The 20,355-nt window shown below is 59.1% G+C and carries 17 protein-coding genes; 10 read left to right on the top strand and 7 right to left on the bottom strand.

The annotated features are described in order from the left end of the window. Positions 1–58 precede the first annotated feature (58 nt). The 4 genes from Amn_RS16455 (at position 59) to Amn_RS16440 (ending at position 3,139) form a co-directional block, all read left to right on the top strand. Complete coding sequence (locus tag Amn_RS16455) at positions 59–895, top strand: universal stress protein (protein WP_067961384.1); 837 nt, start codon at positions 59–61, stop codon at positions 893–895. 11 nt (positions 896–906) lie between these two features. Continuing rightward, a complete protein-coding gene (locus Amn_RS16450) occupies positions 907–1,656 on the top strand; it encodes an SDR family NAD(P)-dependent oxidoreductase (protein WP_067961386.1) in 750 nt (249 codons plus the stop codon). Positions 1,657–1,721: 65 nt separating this feature from the next. Beyond that, positions 1,722–2,654 carry an amino acid kinase family protein gene (locus Amn_RS16445; protein WP_067961388.1) on the top strand — a complete coding sequence of 311 codons (933 nt, stop codon included), beginning with the start codon at positions 1,722–1,724 and terminating at the stop codon, positions 2,652–2,654. Positions 2,655–2,677: 23 nt separating this feature from the next. Continuing rightward, positions 2,678–3,139, top strand: a complete 462-nt coding sequence (locus Amn_RS16440) for a pyridoxamine 5'-phosphate oxidase family protein (RefSeq protein WP_067961390.1) — start codon at positions 2,678–2,680, stop codon at positions 3,137–3,139. 64 nt (positions 3,140–3,203) lie between these two features. Here the strand turns inward: Amn_RS16440 and Amn_RS16435 are convergent, their stop codons facing one another. Next, positions 3,204–4,040 carry a universal stress protein gene (locus tag Amn_RS16435; protein WP_154383998.1) on the bottom strand — a complete coding sequence of 279 codons (837 nt, stop codon included), beginning with the start codon at positions 4,038–4,040 and terminating at the stop codon, positions 3,204–3,206. Between the two features lie 163 nt (positions 4,041–4,203). Here Amn_RS16435 and Amn_RS16430 point away from each other — a divergent pair, with 163 nt between their 5' ends. Then, entirely contained in the window at positions 4,204–4,605 is a 402-nt protein-coding gene (locus tag Amn_RS16430) for a c-type cytochrome (protein ID WP_154383999.1), read from the top strand. 51 nt (positions 4,606–4,656) lie between these two features. Further along, positions 4,657–6,192, top strand: a complete 1,536-nt coding sequence (locus tag Amn_RS16425) for a bifunctional aminoglycoside phosphotransferase/ATP-binding protein (RefSeq protein WP_286290499.1) — start codon at positions 4,657–4,659, stop codon at positions 6,190–6,192. 4 nt (positions 6,193–6,196) lie between these two features. On the opposite strand, the gene Amn_RS16420 is transcribed toward Amn_RS16425, so the two are convergent. Beyond that, a complete protein-coding gene (locus Amn_RS16420) occupies positions 6,197–8,923 on the bottom strand; it encodes a bifunctional acetate--CoA ligase family protein/GNAT family N-acetyltransferase (RefSeq protein WP_154384001.1) in 2,727 nt (908 codons plus the stop codon). 128 nt (positions 8,924–9,051) lie between these two features. Here Amn_RS16420 and Amn_RS16415 point away from each other — a divergent pair, with 128 nt between their 5' ends. Further along, positions 9,052–9,396 (top strand): hypothetical protein, encoded by a 345-nt coding sequence (locus Amn_RS16415; protein WP_154384002.1) that lies wholly within the window; start codon positions 9,052–9,054, stop codon positions 9,394–9,396. Positions 9,397–9,445: 49 nt separating this feature from the next. After that, positions 9,446–11,068 (top strand): chaperonin GroEL, encoded by a 1,623-nt coding sequence (gene groL, locus Amn_RS16410; protein ID WP_286290496.1) that lies wholly within the window; start codon positions 9,446–9,448, stop codon positions 11,066–11,068. Between the two features lie 127 nt (positions 11,069–11,195). Here groL and Amn_RS16405 read toward each other — a convergent pair whose 3' ends face one another. The 5 genes from Amn_RS16405 to arcD form a co-directional block, all read right to left on the bottom strand. Beyond that, complete coding sequence (locus Amn_RS16405; RefSeq protein WP_286290495.1) at positions 11,196–12,005, bottom strand: universal stress protein; 810 nt, start codon at positions 12,003–12,005, stop codon at positions 11,196–11,198. Between the two features lie 71 nt (positions 12,006–12,076). Beyond that, a complete protein-coding gene (arcC, locus tag Amn_RS16400; RefSeq protein WP_154384005.1) occupies positions 12,077–13,021 on the bottom strand; it encodes a carbamate kinase in 945 nt (314 codons plus the stop codon). 1 nt (position 13,022) lies between these two features. After that, on the bottom strand, positions 13,023–14,024 hold the full coding sequence (gene argF, locus Amn_RS16395) for an ornithine carbamoyltransferase (protein ID WP_263006831.1): 1,002 nt from the start codon (positions 14,022–14,024) through the stop codon (positions 13,023–13,025). Positions 14,025–14,036: 12 nt separating this feature from the next. Next, positions 14,037–15,254: an arginine deiminase gene (locus Amn_RS16390; protein ID WP_286290491.1), complete on the bottom strand. Its 1,218-nt coding sequence runs from the start codon at positions 15,252–15,254 to the stop codon at positions 14,037–14,039. Next, a complete protein-coding gene (gene arcD, locus Amn_RS16385; RefSeq protein ID WP_286290489.1) occupies positions 15,190–16,734 on the bottom strand; it encodes an arginine-ornithine antiporter in 1,545 nt (514 codons plus the stop codon). Before arcD ends, Amn_RS16390 begins: the two co-directional genes overlap by 65 nt. A 301-nt stretch (positions 16,735–17,035) precedes the next feature. Here arcD and Amn_RS16380 point away from each other — a divergent pair, with 301 nt between their 5' ends. Together Amn_RS16380 and Amn_RS16375 are read left to right on the top strand one after the other, a co-directional pair. Beyond that, on the top strand, positions 17,036–18,904 hold the full coding sequence (locus Amn_RS16380) for a heavy metal translocating P-type ATPase (RefSeq protein ID WP_286290488.1): 1,869 nt from the start codon (positions 17,036–17,038) through the stop codon (positions 18,902–18,904). A 26-nt stretch (positions 18,905–18,930) separates the two neighbouring features. Further along, positions 18,931–20,202: an MgtC/SapB family protein gene (locus Amn_RS16375; protein WP_067961415.1), complete on the top strand. Its 1,272-nt coding sequence runs from the start codon at positions 18,931–18,933 to the stop codon at positions 20,200–20,202. The last annotated feature ends 153 nt before the right edge of the window (positions 20,203–20,355 follow it).

Here is a 20,355-nt window from a genome sequence, read left to right as displayed (position 1 = left end):
ATTCTGACCATGTTCAGGTCGATGTGGCTTCCTGAAACGTTGCTCAAGGAGACGCAGCATGAAAACCCAGATTTTTCTGCCACTCGCGACATATCCTGATCCAAACTCGGATGCCGTCGCCGTCAATGCCGTCGCTGTCGCGCAACAGCTGCATGCCGACCTGCATGTTCTAGCGATTCATGCGGAGATCCCACACGTTTCGAGTCCATTGTCACGAATTCTGATCGATGTCCCGGCGCGAATCCGGGAGGCCGAGGCAGTCAGTCGCAAAGCCGGCGATCACCTTCTCGCGAAAGTGGTCGAAGAAGGATCGCGACAGGGCGTTGCCGTCACCACTGCTTCCGAGGCCGTCCTTCTCGCGCTTCAGGGTGAAAATGCGGCAACCCATGCTAGGTATCATGACTTTGCGCTCGTGGGGTGGGAGCCGAACAACCAGACCTCCAGAATGATTGCGGAAGGGGTCATTTTCGACTCCGGCCGGCCAACAATCCTGCTGCCCGACTCGGCCAGCGCAGCCAAGATCGAGCACATCGCGATCGCATGGGACGGCAGCCGCGTGGCAGCTCGCGCCGTGGCTGATGCATTACCACTCCTGACGCACGCCTCCAGGATCCATGTTCTCACGATAGTCGACGAAAAGCCGCTGAAGGCAGCCGACATCGGCGAAAAGCTGGTCGCTTCATTGAGAAAGCGTGGGCTCAACGCGGATGCCGCAGACATCAAATCCGAAGACTGCCCGATCGCAATCACCTTGCAGGAACGGGCGATAGAGCTGGGTGCGGACCTCCTGGTGATGGGGGGATACGGCCATTCCAGGGTTCGTGACTTCGTGCTTGGAGGGGCGACGGAAGGCGTGCTGACAGACCTGCGTCTGCCGATACTGATGTCGCATTGAGGAACGCGACCATGGAGTTCTCGAGTAAAGTCGCGCTTGTCACCGGAGCTGGATCGGGCATAGGCGAGGCTGTGGCTCGAGAGCTTGCCGCGGGCGGTGCCAAGGTTGTTGTGGCAGACATCGACATCCACTCAGCGGCACGCGTGGCCCAAGCCATCGTGGCTGAAAATGGCGAAGCCCACGCCTGTCAGGTCGACGTTGCTGATCCACGATCAGTTGAACAGATGGTCCGGTTCGCCGTGGAGACGTTCGGAGGCCTTCACCTTGCGGTCAACAATGCGGGCGTAGGCGGCGTGGATACCGAAACGGCCGACTATCCGATCGATAATTGGCTAAGCGTGATGGAAGTGAATCTCGATGGTGTTTTCTACTGCATCAAGTTCCAGCTTCCGGCCATGCTGAAGTCCGGCGGAGGAGCGATCGTCAATATGTCTTCCATCCTGGGGTCGGTGGGTTGGAGCAAGGCTTGCGCATATGTTGCTGCAAAGCACGCTCTGGTTGGATTGACGAAAGCGGTAGCTATTGAATATGCAGCGAAGAATGTTCGCGTTAACGCCGTCGGCCCAGCGTTTATCGACACCCCACTCCTCAAGAAGAACCTGGACGATGAGACGATCGGACAGCTGGCGGCCCTGCACCCGTTGAACCGCCTCGGATCTGCGCGTGAGGTCGCGGCGCTGACCTGCTTCCTCTTGTCCGAAAGAGCAAGCTTCATAACGGGCAGCTATCATCTGGTCGACGGAGGTTACACGTCGCGATAGTCGCCCTCACGGCATCGCGAACGTCCCCGATTGCCAGCGGCGAACACAAACTGCGGAGGCACAACATGAGACTTGTGGTTTCCTTGGGTGGGAATGCCCTCTTGCGCAAAGGGCAGGCGATCACGGCCGAGAACCAGCGCGAAAACGCCGCCATGGCCGCCATGTGGCTCGCGCCCGTGTTTAGGGAACACGACGTGGTGATCGCTCACGGCAGCGGCCCACAGTTGGCGATGCTCGCACTGCAGTCGTTTTCCTACAGGGTCGCCGAACCTACGCGTCTTGATCTGCTGTGCGCTCAAGCTGGGGGTGAGACAGGGTATCTGCTGGCTCGAGAGTTGTGGAACAAACTCGGGAGCGACCGACACGTTGTCGCGCACATGGCGCAGGTGCTGGTCAATGCCGATGACGAGGCTTTTGGAAAGCCGGCGAAGCCCATCGGACCCTTCTACGAACGGACCTACGCCCATCAATTGCGCCAGCTGCGTGGCTGGCAATTTGCGGATTTTGACGGCGAGTATCGACGTGTTGTCCCAGTTCCCCGCCTTCTCGAGACCATCGAGATTGGCGCAGCGAAATCTATGCTCGGGTCTGGTACGGCAGTTGTCATGTGCGGCCCCGTACCCGTCGCTGCGGGCTCTGGTGGTGAGTTGCACGGGATGGAGGCCCTGCCGGACAAAGACGAATTCGCTTCGCTCCTGGCACGAGAATTGGATGCCGACGGATTGCTGTTTCTGACGGACGTGCTGTCGGTTGCCACGGACTATGGCAAACCGGAACAGCGACAAATCAGACAAGCCACTCCCGCGTCGTTGGGAACGCTGGCCTTCGATCCGTCTTCGATGGGGCCTAAGGTGAAGGCCGCATGCGACTTCGTCGAGGCATCGCACAGATGGGCTGCCATCGGATCGATTTCGAATGTGGAACATGTCCTGTCAGGGGAGGCCGGGACACGTGTTGTGCCAACCATGGCAGGCGCGATCGACTTCTGGCCGCGCTGATTCAACCTTACGGAGGTGAGGTCATGTGGGTTCGTTCTTTGTCTACGCTTGACTGCAGCAAGATTTTGGCTCGCAGTCATTTCGGCCACCTTGGTTGTTCCAAGGACGGACGGCCATATGTTGTGCCGTTCTACTTCTGTTACTCAGACAGCAGGCTTTACGCGTTCTCTATGCCTGGAAAGAAGATAGACTTCATGCGAGCCAATCCCTGCGTTTGCGTGCTGGTCGACGAAAGGGGAAGTGGCCGAGAGTGGCGCAGCGTGCTGGTCGATGGCCGATTCGAGGAGTTGAAAGGCGACACGCCGCAGAACAAGATCGATCAGGAGCATGCCTGGAACCTGCTCAGCAAACATGTGAACTGGTGGGAGCCAGGCGGTCTGAAACCCGATCAGCGTCCCATTGCCCAGCATTCATCCCACCTTTTCTTCCGGATTTGCGTCGAACAAGTATCGGGCCGGGAGGCTGTCGAGGGGGAGCAATCTTGAAGGATGTTGGCAATCTGACGCGCGGGGCCGGTTCGATCTCTCCCACCGACCCCGCAGCTTAAGTTCAGCGTGCCATCAATACCGGGATTGAAACGTCTTCCAGGATCGATTTGGTTACGCCGCCGAAGATCTTCTCCCGCAGGCGGGAGTGGCCATATGCGCCCATCACGATCAGTTCAGCGGACATGTCCGAGGCATGCCGCTTCAGCACATCGGCGACTTTTTGCCCTGAACTCGGCAACCTGTCGACCGTGACCTTTGCGCCGTGGCGGGCCAGATAGGTCGCAACATCGGCTCCGGGCTCGTCGCCCTGACGGCCTTCACCCTCAAGCGGATCGACGAGGACCAGATGCACGTCGTCTGCGGCCCTCAGGATGTCGATAGCCTCCCGAACTGCGCGCGAGGCTTCGATGCGCGAATCCCATGCAACCATCACCTTCCTGGGCCGCAGCGTCGGCTTGCTGCCCTCGGGCGACAACAGCATTGGCTTGCCCGACGAGAAGAGCGCACCCTCAATCGTCTTGTCCCTGAGCGTTCCTCCTGACAGCAGATCCGGACCGACGAAGGTCAGATCAGAATATCGCGCGCGCCGTCCGATGATCTCGTCGGCCCAGGCCATTTCAGGATAGGCGTTGGAAACATCCGCCGAAATCGCGGCGCTGGCTAGCAATCGCGTGACCTCGGCCGTCCTCGTATCAAGCCTCTCGAGATCGGCGCGCCGCTCTTCCATCCAGGCATCGGACATCGGCGCTGCGTAGTCGCCAATGGGCGGAGGTGCCGCGAGCGTCACGGCAAGCACGGAAAGATGAGCGTCCACCTCCGCGCACAAGGAGGCGGCCAACTTGATGTCATTGTCGCCGCGGTGGGTGCCGGTAACCGTTAGAATTGTCTTGAAGGCCATGGCTTGAATCCTCAGTCAATTGAAACCAGGTCTTCTGATACCGCCCAGGATCGGAACATTCCTTGCTCTACGTCAATTCGTGAAAGCGCATGTGATTTGATCCGTATCAAGGTTACGCATGACCGGGACATTAGGCTCCAACCCGATGGGCTGAGGTCGCCATATGAAACGCTTGATCACAGTCGCTGTATTGATTTCAGGCAGCTCAATTTCTCTTCATGCTCAAGAGATGAGCTACGGGGAATCTGAGTTTCTAAATTCATGCGCGGCCTGCCATGGAAGTGGCGGGCGGGGCGATGGTCCTTTGGCTGCGGAATTACGAAGCGCACCGACTGACCTGACGCAGCTTGCCGAAAAGAACGGTGAAGAGTTTCCGTATCGGCGTGTGATGGCAACAATTGACGGCCGCTATGTTGTTCCAGGCCATGGCGAGCGCGACATGCCAGTCTGGGGGCAGCAATTCCTTCTAAGCGACAAACGCCTTTATGGTCCGGATGACGGACCCGTCGTGACGCAGGAGAGAATTCACGAGCTGGCAACGTTCATCGAGAGCCTGCAGAGGTGAAAACGAAAGCGTTGCTTCCTGAGGCCACGGGACGGATCGAGGGCATGGATAATGATCACCGATAACCAGGTCGCAGCAGTCGATTTCTTGATGGATGCCACCAGCCATGGTGATCCGCGGCCCGTGGAAATGATTGAGACGCACATTTCCCGCGTTTTCCTTGCAGGAGATCGCGCGTTCAAGATGAAGCGGGCGGTGCAGCTTCCGTACGTGGACTTCTCATCGGCGGATCGTAGGCTTGCTGTTTGTCAGCTGGAGGTGGAACGCAACTCAAAGACGGCACCGGAGCTTTATCTCGGGGTGAGACGGTTGACGCGAAGGCCTGACGGCCGTCTGGAGTTTGATGGAAGGGGAGATCTCATTGACGCTGTGGTCGAGATGCGACGTTTCGATCAATCTGCCTTGCTCGACAAGATGGCAGTGGCAGATGAATTGACACCGCAACTGATGACCGACGTTGCCCATACGATCATTAGATTCCATCGTGATGGGCCTGTGGCCCATGGCTGCGGAGGTGCTGCCAATCTTCAGCGCGTGCTCGACATCAATCTTGCAGGGTTTGGCACGAGCCATGTGTTCTCCAGATCCGAGGTCGAGGAGTTCGATGGCCTCTTCCGGACAGCCCTACAACGGCAGGGGGGCCTGCTAGACAGTCGGGAACGACATGGAAAGGTGCGTCGATGCCATGGCGACCTTCACTTGCGCAACATCTGCCTCTTCCAGGGCAAGCCACGTCTGTTCGACTGCATCGAGTTCAACGACGACATCTCTACCGTCGATGTCCTCTACGACCTTGCGTTTTTGTTGATGGACCTTTGGCATCGGGGGCTGCCCGAGTTTTCTAACCTGGTTGCGAACCGCTATCTCGATGAAGCAGACGATGAGGACGGTTTCGTACTCCTGCCGCTGCTAATGGCAATCCGTGCAGCTGTACGCGCACACGTCACTGCCACGCAGGCTGAAGAAGGCGGGCCCCAAAAGACGCGACTTGCAGCGGATGCACGATCGTACTTCAAGCTCGCGCGTCAGCTTCTGGCCGCTTGCCCGCCCCGTCTCGTGGCGATTGGTGGCCTCAGCGGCTCCGGCAAGACAACGGTCGCAGAAGCGCTTGCAGCGCATATTGGAGCTCCGCCAGGCGCACGCGTCGTCGAAAGTGATCGCATTCGGAAAATCCTTCATGGTGTGGCACCCGAAACCCGGCTGCCTGAAAGGGCCTATGCTCCCGAAGTTTCCGAGCGCGTTTATGCGGAGATGGCCTGGCGTGCAGGACTTATCCTGTCTCAGGGGGCGTCGGTGGTGGCAGATGCCGTTTTCGAGCGTCCGAAAGACAGGAACAGAATGGATCTCTGCGCCACAGAACGGGGGGTGCCGTTTGCGGGATTTTGGTTGGAGGCCGATGCCAACCTGCTTTGGTCGCGGGTGAGCGAGCGAAGTGGGGGCGTGTCAGATGCGACGGTGGACGTGCTGTCGCGTCAGCTTCGCAGGTCGGCTGCCGATGTCGGCTGGCAAAGACTGAATGCCGCCCAGACACCTGCCGGCGTTGTCTCAGACATTCTGGTCGCCACGGATCGCGTGGTTTCCTGCTGAACTGTCAGTCGTTGGCTTCGGCATTCGCGCGAGGTTTCAGCCGCAGCGATGCCCGGCAGAGGCCGGGGTCATCGACTTCATGCTGGATCATAAATCCCAGGGCGCGGCACATCGACAGCATCTTGCGGTTCTCGGCAAGCATCATGCCTTCGATCTTGGAGATTCCGTCCTCACGGGCATAGTCGATAAGCTGGTTGAGCAGTTCCCAGCCGATGCCCTGGGCCTGCAGATCCGTTCGGACGAGCAGCGCATATTCTGCGACGACATGATCCGGGTCGCATGAGAGGCGACCGATGCCGGCAAGCTCGTCACCACCACGCGCAATGACTACGAAGGCTATCTCGCGGTCGTAGTCGAGCTGGGTCATCCGCTTTAGCATCTGGTCTGGAAAATGCTTGCGAGGACTGAGAAATCGTAGCCGCATGTCTTCCTGCGTGACCTTAGCCAGGAATGCCGGATAGAGAGCGACATCTGTCGGCTTGATCGGCCGGATGATGTATCGCTGCCCTTTGACCTCGATGTCTCGCTCCCACTTTGATGGATATGGACGAATGACGAGATCGGCATTGGGTGCGGGATCCTCGATCAACGATGGATCGAACTGGATGCGGGCATCCAGGGCGACCGCTCCCTCGCGATCCGACAACAGAGGATTAATGTCCATTGACTTGATGCAGCGAAAGTCGACGACCAGTCGCGAGACACTGTCCAAGGTACCCAATATGGCGGCTCGATTGGCTGGTTCGCGATCACGATATCCTGCCAACAATCGGCCTGCCCGCGTATTGTCGATGAGATCTCCCGCCAATACGTCGTCGAGCGGAGGCAAAGACACTGCCGTGTCGTCAAGCAATTCAACGGCAACGCCGCCGCTTCCGAACATAATCACAGGCCCGAAGATCGGGTCTTGATGGATGCCTACGAGCAGTTCGTATGCGCTCCGTTTGCTAATCATGGGCTGGACAGTGAAACCGTCCACCGACGTATCAGGCGAAGAGTGCTGTATGCGAAGGCAGATGGCCTCGGCGGCTTCCCGCGCAGCTTCAGCAGAACCCAGGTCGAGAGCCACCCCGCCAACGTCTGATTTGTGAGAGATGTCCCTGGACACAAGCTTGACGACGACCTTGTCGGCACTCAGGAGCATAGCTGCCGCAGCCTTCTCGACATCTGCGGGTGACTTTGCGACTACGGTCTTTGGCGTTGCAATGCCATATGCCGCGATCACCTCCTTCGCTTCGGCCTCCGTCAACGTTTGCCGTCCATCAGCCGCAGCCGCCCGGAAGATTGCTATCGCGTGGGAGCGGTCAGCCATGTAAGCGCTCCCGGACTCCGGCGGCACTCGCATCAATGCGGCCTGGGCTCGCGACCACTCGCTGAGATATGATGCTGCCTGAGCTGCCTCAGCCGGAGTCTCGAAACTCGGGACCCCGGCGTTTTGCAAAAGGTGTCGCCCCTGTCGTGCCGTGCTTTCTCCAAGCCAGCAGGTGATCAACGGCTTTCCGTCTATCTTTCCGCTTCGGGCGATTGAAGAAACGGCCAATGCCGCATCGGTCGAAGAGGCGAGGCCAGTCGGGCAATTTAGAACCATCAGGGCATCTGTTCCGGGGTCGGCTGCGACGGCTTCAATGGCTTCGGCATATCTACGTGGCGATGCGTCACCGATGATGTCTACCGGGTTTCCTTTCGACCAGGTCGACGGCAGACAGGCGTTAAGGCGTTCAACCGTCGCGGGAGCGAACGCAGCGAGTTCACAGCGACGATCAAGCAAGTCGTCGACCGCGAGGACTCCGGCACCACCGCCATTGGTTACGATGCCCAGGCGGGTTTGTTGAAGCGGCCCCAGAAGAGCTAGTATCTCTGCCGCATCGAACAGCTCAATGAGACCGCCGACGCGAAGAATTCCCGCCCGGGTGAAAGCAGCGCTGACCGCGCGGTCACCGCCGGCAAGTGCGCCAGTGTGTGTCATGGCCGCCTTTGCAGCCTGATCATGTCGGCCTGATTTTATCGCGACCACCGGTTTGAGCCGAGCTGCCGCCCGTGCAGCCGACATGAATTTCCGCGGATGGGGGATAGTTTCCAGGTACATCAGGATCGCATGCGTGGACGGGTCACTGGCGAGCAGGTCGAGGTAGTCGCCAACATCAACATCGGCCATGTCGCCCAGGGACACGATGTGGGAAAAGCCGACATTGTTGTCGAGTGACCAGTCTACCAGCGCTGTCACGATCGCCCCGGACTGGGAAAGCAGCGCGATGCCGCCCGGGGACGCATTGCAATGCGAAAAGCTGGCGTTGAGTTTCAGCTTGGGCGTGAGCAAGCCAAGCGTGTTAGGCCCAACTATTCGAAACAGATTGGGCTTTGCGGCCTCGAGCATTGCCTGCTTGAGGCCGTTTTCCACCGTCAGGCCGGCAGTGATTACGACAGCCGCCTTGCTGCCTATGTTGCCGAGATCCCGGACAATGCCTGGAACCGTTTCGGCAGGGGTAACGATCACGCTGAGATCGGGTGCCTCGGGAAGTTCTTTGGCGGTTCGATAGCAAGGTCTGCCCGCGATCTCACGATGCTTTGGATTGACTGGCCAGATCGGTCCTTCGAACCCTCCCTGGACAATGTTCTCTATGACCACCGCGCCTACCGAGCCGGGCCGGGTCGATGCGCCGAATATGGCGATCGATCTGGGATGCAGAACGAATTCCAGGTTGCGGATGGTCAAAGCGACTTCCTCCTCCATGGACCAGTACGGCTCCGCGTTGCAGGACGCATTGCCCTAGATCAATTCCCGATGTCGCCGTTCAGATTGACATGCATCAAGGCTCGTCGGGTCAACCCGTGCTTCATTTGTGAAAAAGGAGGAACCAAATGAACATGCAGTTCACCAAGCGCATGCTGGGGGCGGCAGTCGCGATTGTTGCCCTGGCCAGCGAAGTCCCAGGGACTCTGGCCCAGATGCGTGGCCCGTTGATGTTCCAAGGTCATCAAATGATGTCCGCGGATGAGATGGCCACGATGATGGACCGGATGCGTAGCGCAAAGTCCGACGAGGAATGCGACGCTATCCGGGCCGAGCACCACGAGGCCATGCAGAAACGCGCAGCGGAACTGGGGATCACCCTGCCACAAGACACCGAATGGGAACACATGCCATCCGGATGCGGCACTGGGATGATGGGTGGCAATGCTCAGAAATCGCCGACGACCAAGTGAAGCATCCTGACGGATCCGGCAATCTCCAGACCTTCAAAAGGATCACGCAATGGCTCACAAACAAGTGTTGTTCCGTTCGGAGGCTCGCGAGAAGATATTGCGAGGCGCTGCCCAGCTCGCCGACGCGGTTCGAGTTACACTCGGACCGCGTTCGAAGTCGGTTCTGATCGAGGCAAGATGGGGTCCGCCAATAGTCTGCAATGATGGCGTTACGATCGCCAAAGAGTTCGACCTCAGGGATCCGGAGGAAAATCTCGGAGCCCGGATGCTCAGGCAGGCAGCCGAAAAAACGGGCGAGATGGTGGGTGACGGAACCAGCACTTCGACCATTCTTGCTCAAGCGATGCTCGCTGATGGCGTTCGAAACGTCGTGGCAGGTGCCAGCGCCATCGATATCAAGCGAGGTCTCGATCGCGCTGCGAAAAGAGCGATCGAAGCATTGAAGGCAGCTTCCAAACCGGTTCAGACCCGATGGGAAAGGGAACAGGTCGCTGCGATCTCGGCGCACAATGATGCCGGGATTGGCGAACTGATTGGAGCGGCCATGGAGAAGGTCGGCGATGACGGTGTCATCACCGTTGAAGAGGCAAAGACGACGGAGACAGTCCTCGACGTGGTCGAGGGCATGCAGTTCGACCGTGGTTACCTTTCACCATATTTCGCGACTGATACGGAGAAGATGGAGGCGGTCCTTGAGGACGCGCTTGTAATGGTCGTGGACCGCAAGATTGGTACGCTGAACGATCTGGTTAAGCTTCTCGAGGCCGTGGCCAAGTCCGGCGCGCCCCTTCTGATCGTGGCCGAGGAGGTTGAGGGAGATGCTCTTGCGACGCTCATCGTCAACCACATCCGCGGGACACTGAAGAGCTGTGCCGTCAAGGCGCCAGGTTTCGGCGACAGGCGTAAGGCAATGCTTGAGGACATCGCAGTTCTGACGGGAGGACAGCTCATCTCGGAGCAGTTGGGTATCAAGCTTGAAAATGTCTCGGTCGAGCAACTCGGCCGTGCCCGCCGCGTCGTGTGCGACAAGGAAAACACGACAATCGTAGGCGGCGGCGGAAAGCGCAAGGCAATTGATGCCAGGATCGAGCAGATTCGCCGGGAGATAGAGAATACCACCAGCGATTATGATCGCGAAAAGCTGCAGGAGCGGCTCGCAAAGCTCACTGGGGGCGTTGCGGTAATCAAGGTGGGGGCTCCCACCGAATCCGAGATGAAATCACGAAAAGAGGCCTTGGACGACGCAATCAGCGCCACCAAGGCAGCTATCGCAGAGGGCATCGTTCCCGGTGGCGGGCTTGCACTCCTGCGCTGTACGACGGCTGTCGAGGAGGAAGAGAAGCTCGTTGACGGGGACGAGCGTACGGGAGTGCAGATCTTGAAACGGGCGCTCGAAACTCCGGTGCGCCAGATAGCGGAGAATTCCGCAGTCGATGGAGGTGTCGTCGTTGCGAGAATGCTGGAAGGGAAAGACAATTTCGGCTTTGACGCTGGTCGCAAGCAGTATGTCGATCTCGTCGAGGCGGGTATCATCGATCCGACCAAGGTCGTGCGCATTGCGTTGGAAAATGCAGTTTCGGTAGCTAGCACGTTGCTGCTGACCGAAGCCACGACGACGGAGATTCCCGAAGAAAAGGGAGTTCGACCGACCGACACGAACATGTCGATGTAGTCGGATGCGCTGACTAATGTTCAGCTGTCAGCGGACGCTCAATAACTGCCGACGAAACTCTTCAACGAAGAAGGACCGAAAGCCGCTCTTCTTGGGCTTTCGATCCGCGCGGTTGGGCGAAATGCTCTCAACTTGACAAGAACCGATTGAGCCGGGCTTCATCGAGCAATGCGCGCGTGACCCCACCAAACGCCCACTCTCTCAATCGGCTGTGCCCGTACGCGCCCGACACCACGAGGTCAGCACCGCTACGGTCGATGAAATTGAACAACATGAGATATTCATCGGGGCTTTCGATCAATCTTGGCGTGGCTTTGATGCCATGTTCCGCCAGGAAAGCGACTACATTGTTTAGGCCATCTCGAATGACTTGATCTGCCTCAGCCGTCACGGTCACCACCGTCACTTCTTTGGCCGCGACAAGCAGAGGCAGTGCGTCGGCTACGGCGCGTCGGGCTTCGCGTGTGTCCTTCCATGCCACAACGATGCGCTCGGCACCAAACTGCTCCACCTTGTCGCGCACGACCAAAACCGGACGGCCCGCACGAAGAACGACACTCGCGGGACTGGCGTGCTTATAGGAATCTCCGGTAGCCGCGCCCTCTGAAGCCGCCATGACGATGAGGTCCGCTGACTGGGCTGCCTGGACCACTGCATGGGTGGGGTTGGTCAGGCTCTGCCGCCATTCGGTCCGCACCGATCCCGTGGTCAACCGCTCAAACTCTGCCCGCACTTTCGTGAAGCGCTTCTCGATGTTGTCCCGCATCTGTTGCCATGCTTCCGCCGTCATGACCCCAGCAATAGGCAGCGGTGCGTCGGCCCCACAGAGACCGATCAATCTTGCGTCGTGGGATCTCGCGATCTCGATTGCCACCGTCACAATCGGAATGACCGGTCCGTCGATATCGATGTTCACAAGGACGGATTTGTAGCTCATTTCTGCGCCTCGAAATCAGGATCCAACTCGATCTACAATGGCGCAAGCAGGGGTGAACGCCTTGACGCGGATCAATTGACAATCCCTGTCGAAGATGGATTGTGCGCCACGTCATGCGCGTGAACCAGGGTGCCCCTAGTTCCGGCCACGATGGCCGAAGCGTCTTCGAGACGTCCGATTGCGCCAGGCCGACCTGTTGCATGCGCGAACTCGATGGCCGCGGCCATTTTCGGACGCATCGAGCCAGGAGCGAAGTCATCCAGCGAGAGCTCGGAAACACTGACCTGATCGAGGGGGCGAGCGCGTGGCGTACCCCAATTTTCGTAGGCAGCATCTACGTCCGTCAGCATGAGCAAGAAGTCCGCATCAAGCTGTCGCGCCAGCAGGGAAGATGCCAAATCCTTGTCGATGACTGCTTCGATCCCGGCTAGGCTTCCGTCGCTCAGCTCGACTACCGGAATGCCTCCCCCGCCGGCGCAGATAACGGTCACGCCGCCCTCGGTCAGGAAGCTGATCACCTGGACTTCCAGGATTTCAAGCGGTTTCGGCGAGGCAACGACACGCCGCCACTTCTCGCCGTCAGGCGCGATGTGCCAGCCCCGTTCGGCAGCCAGCTTTGTCGCTATCGCCTTATCATACATTGGTCCGATCGGTTTCGTCGGCTTGCTGAAGGCAGGGTCGTGCGGATTGACTTTGACCTGGGTGAGAAGGGTGGCGAAATGCCGATCTCTCATGACGTTGCCAAGTTCCTGTTGAAGAACATAGCCGATCATTCCTGCACTTTCTGCGTCGAGCACGTCCAGTGGAAATGGCTCGCCCGAAGACGCGGCCGCCTGCAGGGCAAGCAGCCCGACCTGCGGACCGTTTCCATGAGTGATCACCAGGGCATGGCCCTGGCTCACGAGGTCGGCGAGTGACCGGGCCGCTCTTCTGATGTTGGCGCGCTGGTTTTCTGCCGTCATCGGTTCGCCTCGCTTCAATAGGGCGTTGCCTCCAAGCGCCACAACGATACGCATTTCAGCTGCCGATCGTTGCCAAGAGGATGGCTTTGATCGAATGCATGCGGTTCTCCGCCTGATCGAACACGATCGAAGCCTCGGACTCGAAAACGGCATTCTCGACCTCCATGCAGTCAATGCCGTATTCGCGTTCGATATGCGCCCCGACCGCCGTCTCGGTATCGTGGAACGCTGGCAGACAATGCATGAACTTGGTGTGAGGGTTTCCTGTCGCGGCCATCAGATCGCGGGTGACCCGAAAAGGTGTCAGCAACTTGATCCGCTCGCCCCAGCCGCCTTCGTCCTCACCCAAAGAAAGCCAAACGTCGGTGTAGATGAAGTCAGCTCCCTTGACGCAGGCCTGCACGTCGTCGTCGATCCTGAACTGTCCGCCTCTTCGTTCGGCCAGCTCTTTCACGTGGGCGCAGAAATTATTGTCGGGCCACAGCTCTCGGGGAGACGCGATCCGGATATCCATACCAAGCTTGCTTGCACCTATCGCCAGCGACTGGGCAACATTGTCTCTGCCTTCTCCGACGAATGCGATCGTCATGTCCGAGAGATGTTTGTGGGTGAATTCCCGCATCGTCATGAAATCGGCGAGGATTTGGGTTGGATGCGCTTCGTCAGTGAGTCCGTTGTAGACTGGGACCCCCGCATAGGCCGCCAATAACTCGACCTGGTGCTGACTGTAGCCCCTATACTCGATGGCATCGTACATGCGGCCCAGCACCCGTGCGGTGTCCTTCATCGATTCCTTGTGACCGATATGGCTTCCTGACGGCCCGATGTAGGTAACGTGCGCGCCCTGGTCATAGGCCGCGACCTCGAAGCCCGATCGGGTGCGGGTCGAATCTTTCTCAAAAATCAGGGCGATGTTCTTGCGGGTCAGCCGCGGCTTTTCGGTTCCCGCTTGCTTGGCGGCCTTCAGATCTGCGGCAAGCCGAAGCAGATATCGGATCTCCTGGCCGGAGAAATCATCAAGCGTCAGGACGTTACGCCCATGCAAGTTTACGGGCATGGTGATCTCCTCTTAATTCGGATCTCGAGATATCGGGCACGTCATGCAATGGCCTCCACCGCGGCCGCGGCTCAGCTCGCTGCCTTCGATCGTTATGACCTCGATGCCTGCGCGCCGTAGCTGCGTGTTGGTGTAGACGTTGCGGTCGTAACCGATGACGACACCCGGCTCGATCGCAACGACGTTGTTGCCGTCATCCCATTGCTCTCGCTCGGCTTCGGGTGCGTCACCGCCAGTTTCGACGATGCGCAGGGTTTTCAGATTGAGCGCCTCTGTGACCACTTCCGTGAAGTTCCTGCGCTCCTCGACAACATCGACGGAATTGATGCCTTCACCTGGGCGCAGCGAAAAAGTCTGAAGCCGCCCGACCACCGCCGGGAACATTGTCGCGAGGTCGCGGTCGCACAAGGTAAAGACAGTATCGAGATGCATGAAGGACCGATCGCGGGGCATAAGCGCCGCGATCACCTGGGTAGCTTCTCCGGCCGAAAAGAGGTTTCGCGCGAGGCCGCCCACGGCTTGTGGAGTGGTTCGTTCGCCCATTCCGACAAGGACCACGCCATTGCCGATAGGCATGACATCGCCGCCCTCCAGACTCACATTTGGACCGGGCTTGTCAGGCGCAACAAAGGGCACGTCGGCGGCTCGAAAACGCTGATGGAAACGATAGACCGCTTCGACATTGACTGCCTCCGGCTTGCGCGCTGGCCAATACATCGGATTCACCGACACGGACCGATAGATCCAGCAGGAGCTGTCGCGAGTGAAAAGTTGGTTGGGCAGCGGAGGCAGTACAAAGTCTTCTGCAAGCAGTGTCTTGCCCGTCAGGCCAGCGGGGTCGAACGGCAGTTCGGCGCGAGTTATTCCGCCCACAAGAAGCGATGAAAGCTGCTCTGCGGGCATGGGGTCGAGCCAGCCACGAAGCTCGCTGACCATGTCATGGCCAACCACCGACGCGTCTACCCTGCGGTCGAGCAGCCAGTCGCGGGCTTCATGGATTGCCATGGTCTCGGCCAACAGCTCACCGAAGAGGTGCACGGTCACGCCGCGCTCGCGGAGCGAATCCACGAAAATGTCGTGCTCCTGACGTGCGCGCCTGACCCAAAGCACGTCATCGAACAAAAGCGCCTTGCAGTTCCCTGGTGTGAGGCGGCGGAGGCTGAGGTCAGGCCGATGCACGATGACTTCGCGCAACCGACCGGTTTCGGAATGAACGCCGAGTTCGGCCATGGCTAAACCTTTCGGAATGGGTCAGAGCGCGCTCACCGCACCCGTCCACATCTGGTACGCCGCATAGATGGCGACCCCGACCGATCGCAGCTTCCGCAGGTCGAAAGATCCGCTGGCTGTTTTCCCGACGTGCCCAGATGTAGAAGACGATCCCTGGGGCGTAGAGCACGGCGCACATGAACAGGTACGAAAGCCCGGCGGCATAGACGAGCCACAGCCCGTATGCCGTGGCCAACAGCCCCATAAGCAAAGGCGCATTACGGTTTTCGCTGGCACCATAGCTGTCGCCTTGTATCGCCAGCTTTGCGGCGTAAGCACCAGAGAAGATATAGGGGACAAGGATGGCCGTCGAAGCGATGAAGAACAGAGCTTGGTAGGTGCTCTGCGCAAACAGCGTAATGATGAGGAACGCTTGCACCAGAATGTTGGTCACGAAGAGCGATACGGACGGAACGCCACGGTCGTTTTCATGACCGAAGAAGGCCGGCATGGTGCCGTCTTTACCTGCGATATGCGGCACCTCAGCTGCGAGCAACGTCCAGCTCAGGAATGCGCCGACCACTGAAATAACCAATGCCAGATTGATAAGTATGGCACCCCACGGACCGACCACGGCCTCTAGAACGCCTGCCATCGAGGGGTTCTTCAGTGCAGCCAGTTGCGGCTGACTGATGATGCCGAGCGACAACAGGGAGACCAGTGCGTAGAGGGCAAGGCAGGCTAGGAAGCCAAAGACGGTGGCCTTGGCAATGTCCCTGCGCTTCTCGGCGCGAGCCGAAAATACACTGGCGCCTTCGATGCCGATGAATACCCACAACGTCACCAGCATCGTGCTCTTCACCTGGTTCATGATTGAACCGAGGCTGGTATTCCCAAGCCCAGTGAAGTCGGCATTGAATACGTCCACCTTGAATGCCACGACGACGATGCCGATGAACAGGACGATGGGAGCGATCTTGGCTGCCGTCACGATCAGGTTGACGAGTGCAGCTTGCCGAACGCCAGCCATGATGAGGAAATGGATTGCCCACAGCAGGGCTGATGCGCCTACTACGGCCTGCCATGTGTTTCCATCGCCGAAGGCAGGAAAGAAGTAGGAAAGTGCGCTGAATACGATCACAGCGTATGAAACATTGCCGACCCAGGCGCTGATCCAATAACCCCAGGCGCTGTTAAAGCCGACGAACGGTCCGAACCCAGCTTTTGCATAGGCATATGGCCCGGCATCAAGTTCTGGCTTGCGGGTCGCAAGAGACTGATAGACGAACACCAATGCCAGCATGCCGATGGCGGTAATGGCCCAGCCAATCACAATGGCAAGAGGACCTGCGCCAGCGGCCATGTTTTGCGGCAGGCTGAACACCCCGGATCCGACCATCGAACCGATGACAAGGGCCGTCAATGGGCCCAGGCGCAGCTTGGTCCCGTTTGCTGTCGCGGCGGCGGAGTTAGGTGCGGAAGAGATGTCTGTGGCAGCCATGGTGCGTCTCCCAAAGTGCAGACCAATTGCTGGCAGAGTGCGCTGCAATTGGCCGTTCGGCTTTGACGCGCGTCAATCGCTGGAGAGCAGTGTTTTGGTTTGAGGTCGGAGCGAGCGCGGATCCAAATTGACGTGGATCAAGGCGCTTGCGCAGCGCTCCGATAGTCAAACCGAAGGTAGCGTCCTCTCGGACGATCTTGTCGCAATGTGACTCGAACGTATGCGGGACGCGGCTGCCGTCTGAAGTCGGAATGGCGACGGCAGACTCGTACCTGTTGTCGTGCAAAGCGATCGAGGGAACATGCCCGTCAACGAACCCTTGCTCAGAAAGATCTTACTGGCGATCGCCGTTTTAGGGCTCGCCGCTGGGTTTGCGACACATTTTCAGCTCGGCATGGAAAATCTGGCTGACAGCATTTGGGCCTTCGCAAGCGCCCCGGTGATCGCCGCCCTCGCACTCTCCATTGGCCGAGATCTGTGGGCTGGTCGTTTTGGTGTCGATGCCATTGCTCTTGTGTCAATGAGTGCGGCGCTTTGGCTCGGTGAGGATTTGGCCGCAATAGTTGTCGCGATCATGTACATGGGGGGCAATGTCCTTGAGGACTATGCTCGTGGTCGTGCCCAAAGTGACCTGAAGGCCTTGACTGACCGGTCACCGAGGATTGCGCACCGCCGCCGCGGCGAGGTCCTCGAGAGCATTTCAATCGAGAGCGTCTCGGTTGGAGACGATTTGATGGTTCGGGCCGGCGAGGTGCTGCCCGTCGATGGCGTGCTGCTCGATGATGACACAAGGATCGATGAGTCCGCCATCACCGGGGAGCCGTTCTTAAAGGCATGCAAGCAAGGAGATGCAGTCCGCAGCGGCACAGGGAACGCAGGAGAAATGTTTCACATGCGCGCCACTGCCGTCGCAGCGGAAAGCACCTATGCCGGCATCGTCAGAATGGTCGAGGCGGCTCAGACTGCCAAAGCACCATTCATCCGCATGGCCGACCGATTTGCGTTGGTGTTGTTGCCCCTCACGCTGATCGTGGCAGCTGCCGCGTGGCATGTTTCAGGTGACCCAGTGCGAGCACTCGCCGTCCTGGTCGTGGCAACACCGTGTCCGCTCATTCTCGCGGCGCCGATCGCTTTCATAGCCGGAGTCTCCCGCGCGGCACGTCAGGGTGTTCTGATGAAGGGCAGCACGGCGCTGGAAGCCCTCGCAAAAGTGAGGACTGCCATCTTCGACAAGACAGGCACACTCACCCATGGCGGCGCTCAACTGATCGAGATGCAAATTGCCCCGGGAAGAGACGAAGATGAACTTCTAAGTTTGTTGGGTTCCCTGGAACAGGCATCTCACCACGTTCTCGCCTCAGCGATCGTTGCCCTCGCTAGAAACAGGGGGCTCACCTTGACGCGCCCTGATAGCGTTTGTGAGCATAGAGGATCGGGGTTGATCGGAACCATTTCAGGAACCAGGGTCTCCGCTGGTTCCCGGTCCCTAATCTTGGCGGCTTCAGCGCCCCCGGCTTGGGCGGAACGGGTGGTGTCCCGATATCAGGGGCATCCGGTTCTTGTTGTGTACATGGCTGTCGAGGGCCGCCTCGCGGCGGTCTTGGTTCTTGGCGACGGCCTTCGGGCGGATGCTGTTTCGGCCGTGACCCGGCTTCGGAATGCCGGCGTGAGGCGCAGCATAATGCTGACAGGCGATGATGCAGATGCCGCCAATCGGATAGCGGCCACTCTCCCGCTGGACCTCGTCGTTGCGGACGCGTCACCCGCTGACAAGGTGGCTGTTGTAAATGCCGAGAGCAGCAAGGCAGCTACCATGATGGTCGGCGACGGCATCAACGATGCTCCAGCACTAGCGATGGCCACAGTGGGTGTTGCGATGGGTGCTCGCGGAGCAACAGCCTCATCCGAGGCTGCAGATGTGGTCGTCCTGACAGACAGCTTAGGGGCTGTGGCGACGGCGGTTGAAATCGCGAGCCGGACTACCATGATCGCAAGACAAAGCATCGTGGCTGGCATCGGGCTATCTGCATTGGCGATGATCGCCGCGGCCTTTGGCTTTCTTTCGCCTGTCTCTGGGGCGCTTCTTCAGGAGGCGATAGACGTTGCGGTCATCCTCAATGCTTTGCGGGCACTCGGCGACCATGGGAAACGCAAAATGGGATACCAATGACAAGCCGCTTCGACAGCAGGTGACCAATGGATGGTGCCATAGCACGTCTCGGACTCGCGCTGGCGATCGGGCTCCTGGTTGGCCTCGAGCGTGGGTGGCAAGAACGGAACGAGCCTGATCGAAGCCGCACTGCAGGCATTCGGACATTCGGGATTTCTGGGCTTCTTGGTGGTGTTATCGCTGCCCTCAGCCAAGCCGTACAAGCGCCGGCAGTGCTGGTTGCGGGCTTCCTTGGATTTGCCGCCGTTCTGTCTTGGTACAAAGCGCGGGAGGCGGCACATGACGAGGACTTCAGCGTCACCGGGGTCGTGGCGGGCCTGGGGGTTTTCTCACTGGGGGCCTTGGCTGTTGTGGGCGACTACCGTGCCGCGGCAGCTGGTGGCGGCGTTTTGGCTGCGACCCTAGCAAGCCGGGAGGTTCTGCACGGGCTGCTTCGGCGACTGACTTGGATCGAGTTGCGCTCGGCACTTGTGCTAGCCGTCATGACGACAGTCGTGCTGCCACTGTTGCCCGACAAGGCGGTTGACCCATGGGGAGGTTTCAATCCTCGCGAGGTTTGGGTCTTCACCATTCTAATCGCCGGGATCTCGTACGCGGGCTATGTCGCCGTACGCATTCTCGGAGCCAGGCGTGGTCTGGTCGTCAGTTCCGTGACAGGCGCTGTCGTTTCTTCGACAGCAGTCACCATAGCCTTGGCTCGCTCCGCCAGGACTTCAGGAGGCGTGCTAACATTGGTTGGAGCAGCGTGTCTTGCAGCAGCCGTCTCCATCATTCGAGTGGTCGTCGTGGTCCTTGTCCTGGAGCCGAGTGTGGCCGGGCTCATTGCAACATCAGCCCTCGCTGCCGCTGTCGGGTTCGGCTGCGTGGGTGGCTTCTTCTTGTCAGCCTACGGTGATCAGAAGGTAGATAGCAATTTGGTGCGCAATCCGTTCGAACTCTACCCATTGCTTGCGTTTGCAGTCCTCTTTTCAATTGCGTCGGTAGCAAGTGCATGGACGGCAGGCTTGATTGGAAGCAGAGGGGTGCTTGCGGTCTCGACGCTTTCCGGCCTCTTCGACGTCGACGTTGCCGTACTGAGCGCTCTTCGCCTGGTGGCGGGGCCGACTTCCACTCAGACTGCTGCTTGGGCTGTGCTGGTGGCACTTGCGGCGAATGCGTTGGGGCGCATAGGAATGGCTGCGATTGCCGGACCTGGTCGTTTTGCCGGAGGCCTGCTTCTGGCGACGCTCATAGCCATGGCGTTAGGCGCGGCTGTCTTTTTCCTTACGGGTGCCATGTCCTGGTCGTCGTCAATTTGACGCGGATCAATGCCGTCCCGCGGGATCGAGCGCTATGTCAGGGCAAATAGAGGATTGCGCTATGACCTCGTTGGCAGATTTGACACCTGGCTTTCGGAACGTGCGGCTGCTTCTGGCCCGCGAAAAGGGACATCCCATCGGGGATCGAGAGGT

This window comes from Aminobacter sp. Y103A (assembly GCF_030294925.1).
In the GTDB taxonomy this organism is placed as follows: Bacteria; Pseudomonadota; Alphaproteobacteria; order Rhizobiales; family Rhizobiaceae; genus Aminobacter; species Aminobacter ciceronei.
The sequence above is the reverse complement of the archived record's forward strand: the minus strand, read 5'-3'. Positions and strand labels throughout refer to the sequence as shown.